Below are 6,740 nucleotides of genomic sequence, written 5' to 3'. Positions count from 1 at the left end.
TGGTCGAGGTGCGAAGGCCGCTAGGCCTGAGCCTCGAGACCCGTTGAGCCGACCGCCCTCCCTGGGGGAGCGACTCCGCGGACGGGGCTCGGGCGCGGGCTGACTCCGGGTGGTGTGATCCGGGCGGGGTGCTGACTGTTGGGGGGTGGGTGCGGGGTGCCGCGTGTGGTGGGGCACTGCGGCGGCTGCGCGCCGGACGTCGTTCGGCACTCGTTGCCGTGTCGCCGGACCCTGCTGTCTTGTTCCCCGGCTGGTCAGCGGCGCCACGCCGCCGTTGACGTGCCGAACGCCGCCCGTCGCTCCGCCGCTTCCGTGCCCGGTGGCGCGGCACCCCGGCGTGCGGTGGCGTGCGGTGGTCGAGCGCGGCACCGCTGGTTGAGGAAGGACGAAGTCCTGTCTCGAAACCCGGTGAGCCGAGAGTCTTTCCGTCCGCACTGGAGGGCGTTCGGCGTACGGGGTTTCGAGACAGTTGCTAGCGCAACTTCCTCAACCACCGGTGGGTGGCGGTGGTCGAGGTGCGAAGGCCGCTAGGCCTGAGCCTCGAGACCCGTTGAGCCGACCGCCCTCCCTGGGGGAGCGACTCCGCGGACGGGGCTCGGGCGCGGGCTGACTCCGGGTGGTGTGATCCGGGCGGGGTGCTGACTGTTGGGGGGGGGTGGGTGCGGGGTGCCGCGTGTGGCGGGGCACTGCGGCTGCTGCGCGCCGGACGTCGTTCGGCACTCGTTGCCGTGTCGCCGGACTATGCCCTGCCGTTCCCCGGTGTTCGCTTCGGCGCCACGCCGCCGTTGACGTGCCGAGCGACGCCCGTCGCTCCGCCACCTCCGTGCCGCGCGGCGCGGCACCCCGGCGTGCGGTGGTCGAGCGCCGCACCGCTGGTTGAGGAAGGACGAAGTCCTGTCTCGAAACCCGGTAAGCAGAGAGTCTTCCCGTCCGCATTGGAGGGTGTTCGGCGTACGGGGTTTCGAGACAGTTGCTAGCGCGACTTCCTCAACCACCGGTGGGTGGCGGTGGTCGAGGTGAGAAGGCCGCTGGGCCTGAGCCTCGAGACCCGGTGATCCGAGTGCACTCCCGTTCGTGGGGACTCCGCGCACGGGGCTCGAGCGGGGGCTGACTCCGGGTGGTGTGATCCGGGCGGGTGCTGACTGTCGATGGGGTGGGTGCGGGGTGCCGCGTGTGGTGGGGCACTGCGGCTGCTGCGCGCCGGACGTCGTTCGGCACTCGTTGCCGTGTCGCCGGACTCTGCCCTGCGGTGCCCCGACGTTCGTGTCGGCGCCACGCCGCCGTTGACGTGCCGAACGCCGCCCGTCGCTCCGCCGCCTCCGTGCCCGGTGGCGCGGCACCCCGGCGTGCGGTGGCGTGCGGTGGTCGAGCGCCGCACCGCTGGTTGAGGAAGGACGAAGTCCTGTCTCGAAACCCGGTGAGCCGAGAGTCTTCCCGTCCGCACTGGAGGGCGTTCGGCGTACGGGGTTTCGAGACAGTCGCTAGCGCGACTTCCTCAACCACCAGTGGGTGGCGGTGGTCGAGGTGCGAAGGCCGCTAGGCCTGAGCCTCGAGACCCGGTGAGCCGGAAGCGCTCCCGTTCTCGCCGGAGGGCATTCGGCCGTCTGGGGTTTCGAGACAGTTGCTAGCGCAACTTCCTCAACCAACGGGCGGCGGTCAGCCGCCGTGGGCGCCGGGGGCGAGGAGGCGCTCGAGGGCGTCCTCGCCCTCGCCCGGGACGACGAAGAGGAGCTCGTCGCCGGCCTCGACGGGCTGCTCGGGGTCGGGGACGTAGACCTGGCCGTCGCGGAGGATCGTGACCAGGGCGCAGTTCTCGGGGAGGGGGATCAGGCCGGTGGGCTTGCCGACGTACGGCGAGTCCGAGGGCAGCGTCATCTCGACGAGGTTGGCACCGCCCTGGCGGAAGGTGAACAGGCGCACCAGGTCGCCGACGGTGACGGCCTCCTCGACGAGGGCCGACATGATCCGCGGGGTGGACACGTTGACGTCCACGCCCCACGCCTCCGAGAACAGCCACTCGTTGTTGGGGTGGTTGACCCGGCCGACGGTGCGGGGGACGCCGAACTCGGTCTTCGCCAGCAGCGAGGTGACCAGGTTGGCCTTGTCGTCGCCGGTGGCGGCGATGACGACGTCGCACTTGTCGAGCCGGGCCTCCTCGAGCGAGGACAGCTCGCAGCAGTCGGCGAGCAGCCACTCGGCGTCGGGGACCCGCTCGGGGCGGATGGAGTCGGGGTTCTTGTCGATGAGGAGGACCTCGTGGCCGTTCTGGATCAGCTCGCGGGCGATCGAGCGACCGACCGCGCCGGCCCCGGCGATGGCTACGCGCATGACGTCACTGCTCCTCGGGTCCGGACTCGATGGCCTGGTAGACCTCGGCGGCGTTCTGCTCGCGCATGACCAGGTGGATCAGGTCGCCCTCCTGGATCACGCTCTCGCGGGTGGGCAGCATGCCCTCGCCGAGCCGGTCGATCCAGGCGATCCGGCTCGACGTCTGCTCCTGGAAGCGGACGGTGCGCTGACCCACCCACTGCTCGGGCACCGGCACCTGGTCGAGGCGGATGGTGCCGGAGGGGTCGCGGAAGTCGGGCTCGGCGCCGGCCGGCAGGATCCGGCGCAGCACCTGGTCGGCGGTCCACTTCACGGTGGCGACGGTGGTGATGCCGAGCCGCTGGTAGACCTCGGCGCGGCCGGGGTCGTAGATGCGGGCGACGACCTGCTGGATGCCGAACGTCTCGCGGGCCACCCGGGCGGCGATGATGTTGGAGTTGTCGCCGCTCGATACGGCCGCGAAGGCGTCGGCGCGGCGGATGCCGGCCTTCTCGAGCACGGCCTGGTCGAAGCCGTAGCCGGTCACCTTGTCGCCGTTGAACCCCGGCCCCAGCCGGCGGAAGGCGTCGGGCTCGCTGTCGATGATCGACACCGTGTGGTTGCGGTCCTCGAGGCTGCGGGCGAGGGTCGACCCGACCCGGCCGCAGCCCATGATCACGACATGCACCCGGCAACCGTATCCGGTGATGACCCCGGGAGCCGGGCTGTGCCGTACGGTTTCCCCTCGTGGGCGTCGGCGACGTCTCCAAGCGCATCCTCCTAGGACGCAAGCTTCGGAGCTCCCAGCTGGGGGAGACCCTCCTCCCCAAGCGCATCGCCCTACCCGTCTTCGCCAGCGACGCGCTCTCCTCCGTGGCCTACGCCCCGGACGAGGTCTTCATCATGCTGAGCCTCGCCGGCGCCTCGGCGTACATCTGGTCGTGGAAGATCGCGATCGCGGTGGCGCTGGTGATGGCGGCCGTGATCGCGTCGTACCGCCAGACCGTGCACGCCTACCCCAGCGGCGGCGGCGACTACGAGGTCGCCACGGTCAACCTCGGCGCCACCGCCGGCACCACGGTGGCGAGCGCGCTGCTGGTCGACTACGTGCTGACCGTGGCGGTGTCGATCTCGTCGGCCTCCCAGTACGCCGCTGCGGCGATCCCGGCGCTGCAGGGGCACGAGGCGACAGCGGGGGCGCTGGCGGTGCTGGTGCTGATGGCGCTGAACCTGCGCGGGATCCGCGAGTCGGGGAGCCTGTTCGCGATCCCGACGTACGCGTTCATGGTCGCGATCCTCGGCATGTGCGTGCTCGGCTTCGTCGAGCTCGCCAGCGGGACGCTGCCGCAGGTCGAGAGCGCCGACCTCACCATCGAGCCGTCGCCCGACTACGACGGCTCGCTCACGACGTTCGCGCTGCTCTTCCTGCTGGCCCGCGCGTTCTCGTCGGGCTGTGCGGCGCTGACCGGCGTCGAGGCGATCTCGAACGGCGTGCCGGCGTTCCAGCGGCCCAAGAGCCGCAACGCCGCCACCACGCTGCTGCTGCTCGGCCTGATCGCCATCTCGATGATGGTGAGCGTCATCGTGCTGGCCAAGCAGATGGGGCTGAGGTACGTCGACCCCCACGACCTCGACCGGCTCAGGATCGACGGCGTGCCGGTGGGTGACGACTACGAGCAGCACGCGGTGATCGCACAGATCGCCCGGGCGGTGTTCCACGACTTCTCGCCCGGCTTCTACCTCGTGGTGGTGGTGACCGGCGTGATCCTGGTGCTGGCCGCCAACACCGCCTTCAACGGCTTCCCGGTGCTCGGCTCGATCCTGGCCAAGGACGGCTTCGCCCCCCGGGCGCTGGGCTCGCGCGGCGACCGGCTGGCCTACAGCAACGGCATCGTGTTCCTCGCCGCGCTGGCGATCGTGCTGATCCTGGTCTTCGACGCCGAGACCACCCGGCTCATCCAGCTCTACATCGTCGGCGTCTTCGTCTCGTTCAACCTCAGCCAGCTCGGCATGATCCGGCACTGGACCCGCCACCTGGCCACCGAGCGCGACCCCGGCCGCCGGCGCCGGATGCGCCAGTCGCGGGCGATCAACACCGTCGGGCTCACTTTCACCGCGGTGGTGCTGGTGATCGTGCTGGTCACCAAGTTCCTCGCCGGGGCCTGGATCACGATCCTGGCGATGGTCTTCTTCTTCCTCGTGATGCGCGGCATCCGCGGGCACTACGACAAGGTCTCGGTCGAGCTCGCCGCCGACGATGAGGACAAGGTGATGCCCACCCGGGTGCACGCGATCGTGCTGGTCTCGAAGCTGCACAAGCCGACGCTGCGGGCGCTGGCGTTCGCCAAGGCGACCCGGCCCAACCTGCTCGAGGGCGTCTACGTCGCCACCGGCGACGACGACACCTCGCAGCTGCTCGCCGAGTGGGACGAGCGGCGCATCGACATCCCCCTCAAGGTCCTGCACTCGCCGTACCGCGAGCTGGTGCGGCCGATCGTCGCCTACGCCACGGAGATCCGGCGCGCGAACCCGCGCGGGGTGGTCTCGGTGTTCATCCCCGAGTACGTCGTGGGTCGCTGGTGGGAGCAGCTGCTGCACAACCAGACCGCGCTGCGCCTCAAGGGCCGGCTGCTGTTCACGCCGGGCGTGATGGTGACCTCGGTGCCCTACCAGCTGCGCTCCAGCGAGATCGCCCGCGAGCGCGAGCTGCGCGAGGACCTGCGGGTCCGCCCCGGCGACCTGCGCCGCGGCAACGTCGACCGCAGCGGCGGCGACAGCCAGGTGCCTCGGTGAGCCGTCCCCGGGGTCGGCAGCGGGGACAGCGGTCGCGCTCGGCGAAGGGCCGGTCGCGGGTCGGGGAGCGGTTCGAGGCCGAGGTCGGGCCGGTGGCGCACGGCGGCCACTGCGTCGTACGCCTGCCCGAGCCGGAGTCGCGCGTGGTCTTCACCCGCCACGCGCTGCCGGGGGAGCGGGTGGTCGTCGAGATCACCGAGGGCACCGAGGGCGACCGGTTCTGGCGCGGCGACGCCGTCGAGGTGCTCGACCCCTCGCCCGACCGGGTCACCGCGCCGTGCCCGGTCGCGCGGCCCGGCGGGTGCGGCGGTTGCGACTTCCAGCACGTCACGCTGACCCGTCAGCGGCTGCTCAAGGCCGACGTCGTGCGTGAGCAGATGGGACGGCTGGCCGGTCTCGACGTCGACGTCACGGTCGAGGCCGTGCCCGGCGACCTCGCCGGCCTGCGCTGGCGCACCCGCCACCGCTACGTGCACCTGCCCGACGGTGGCCTCGCCATGCGCCAGCACCGCTCCCACCGCACGGTGCGCGTCGACGACTGCCTGATCGCGCGCCACGACGCCCGCGAGCCGCAGCCCGGCGTGCTCGTCGAGACCGTCGGGGAGCAGCAGTTCGAGGTGGCCGCCGACGGGTTCTGGCAGGTCCACCCCGGCGCTCCGGACGCGCTGGTCGGGGCGGTGCTGACGATGCTCGCACCCAAGCCGGGGGAGAAGGTGCTCGACCTCTACGCCGGCGTCGGCCTGTTCGCGCGCTTCCTGGCCGACGCCGTGGGCGACCCCTCGCTGGTGACGATGGTCGAGGGCGACGCCACCGCCTCGCGGCACGCGCTGCGCAACGTGCGCGGCGCCCGGGTGACCGCCGGCGACGTCGCCGAGGTGCTCGCGGCGTCGTACGACGAGCCGTTCGACCTCGTGGTGCTCGACCCGCCCCGTGAGGGCGCCCGCCGCGCGGTGGTCGACCTGGTCGCCGACCGGGCTCCCCGGGCCGTCGCCTACGTCGCCTGCGACCCCGCCGCGCTGGCCCGCGACGTGGCGCTCTTCGCCGCGCACGGCTACCGGCTCGAGGCGCTGCGGGCCTTCGACCTGTTCCCGATGACCCACCACGTGGAGTGCGTGGCGCTGCTGGTGCGCTGAGCCCCGCCGACCCTGCGGTCTCGTGGTCGGGGCGGCGGGGAACCGGTGCCGGCATGGCGTCGTACGCGGTGAACGAGGCGGCGGTGGCGCACGTGCGCGACCTCATCGACAGGCGGCAGTACGTGCTCGAGAGCGACTGGAGCGAGGTGCAGCCGGACGCGGCGCGCGAGAACGCCTACCTCGAGCGGCACTCGTGGGAGGAGTACGCCGCGTGGCACCTCGGGCTGACCGAGGGTGCGACCGACGGCACCAAGGCGCGCTACGCCTTCGTCTGCGGCGACCTGCGCCGGGTGCACCGCTCCGGGCTGATCGCCTGCGTCTACCGGGCCAGCGAGTGGCGGCACAAGGAGGTCGAGCTGGCCGCGCACGACCTGCTCCAACGCCTCGACGCGACCTCCGGCTGACGGGGTGGTCGGCGGTCGCACCGGGGTAGTCACGGACGTGGGGGCCCCCCCCCCCCCCGCGCCCGGGGGCGGCCCCCCCGGAGAAACCCCCCCCCGCCCCCCC

Annotated in this window: 5 protein-coding genes; 3 read left to right on the top strand and 2 right to left on the bottom strand. The window is 72.2% G+C overall.

Going from position 1 to position 6,740, the window contains the following annotated elements; all coding sequences use genetic code 11:
* Nucleotides 1-1,656: 1,656 nt before the first annotated feature.
* Nucleotides 1,657-2,328 (bottom strand): TrkA family potassium uptake protein, encoded by a 672-nt coding sequence (locus tag JT721_RS08675; RefSeq protein WP_205472618.1) that lies wholly within the window; start codon nt 2,326-2,328, stop codon nt 1,657-1,659.
* A gap of 4 nt (nt 2,329-2,332) precedes the next feature.
* Nucleotides 2,333-2,995, bottom strand: a complete 663-nt coding sequence (locus JT721_RS08670) for a TrkA family potassium uptake protein (protein ID WP_205472616.1) — start codon at nt 2,993-2,995, stop codon at nt 2,333-2,335.
* Between the two features lie 59 nt (nt 2,996-3,054).
* Here JT721_RS08670 and JT721_RS08665 point away from each other — a divergent pair, with 59 nt between their 5' ends.
* The 3 genes from JT721_RS08665 to JT721_RS08655 are packed head-to-tail and all read left to right on the top strand — an operon-like array spanning nt 3,055 to nt 6,637.
* Nucleotides 3,055-5,100, top strand: a complete 2,046-nt coding sequence (locus JT721_RS08665) for an APC family permease (RefSeq protein WP_205472614.1) — start codon at nt 3,055-3,057, stop codon at nt 5,098-5,100.
* Nucleotides 5,097-6,233, top strand: a complete 1,137-nt coding sequence (locus tag JT721_RS08660) for a class I SAM-dependent RNA methyltransferase (protein WP_205472612.1) — start codon at nt 5,097-5,099, stop codon at nt 6,231-6,233. The genes JT721_RS08665 and JT721_RS08660 overlap by 4 nt, the downstream gene beginning before the upstream one ends.
* A gap of 53 nt (nt 6,234-6,286) precedes the next feature.
* Nucleotides 6,287-6,637: a hypothetical protein gene (locus JT721_RS08655; protein ID WP_205472610.1), complete on the top strand. Its 351-nt coding sequence runs from the start codon at nt 6,287-6,289 to the stop codon at nt 6,635-6,637.
* Nucleotides 6,638-6,740 lie beyond the last annotated feature (103 nt).

It is taken from the genome of Nocardioides sp. SYSU D00038, assembly GCF_016924665.1.
Classification (GTDB): Bacteria; Actinomycetota; Actinomycetes; order Propionibacteriales; family Nocardioidaceae; genus Nocardioides.
This window is presented reverse-complemented; position numbering and strand designations above follow the sequence as displayed.

What these genes read in the sequence shown, in the direction of transcription:
- JT721_RS08675 (WP_205472618.1), bottom strand. Translation starts at nt 2,328, where the DNA reads ATGCGCGTAGCCATCGCCGGGGCCGGCGCGGTCGGTCGCTCGATCGCC.
- JT721_RS08655 (WP_205472610.1), top strand. Translation starts at nt 6,287, where the DNA reads ATGGCGTCGTACGCGGTGAACGAGGCGGCGGTGGCGCACGTGCGCGAC.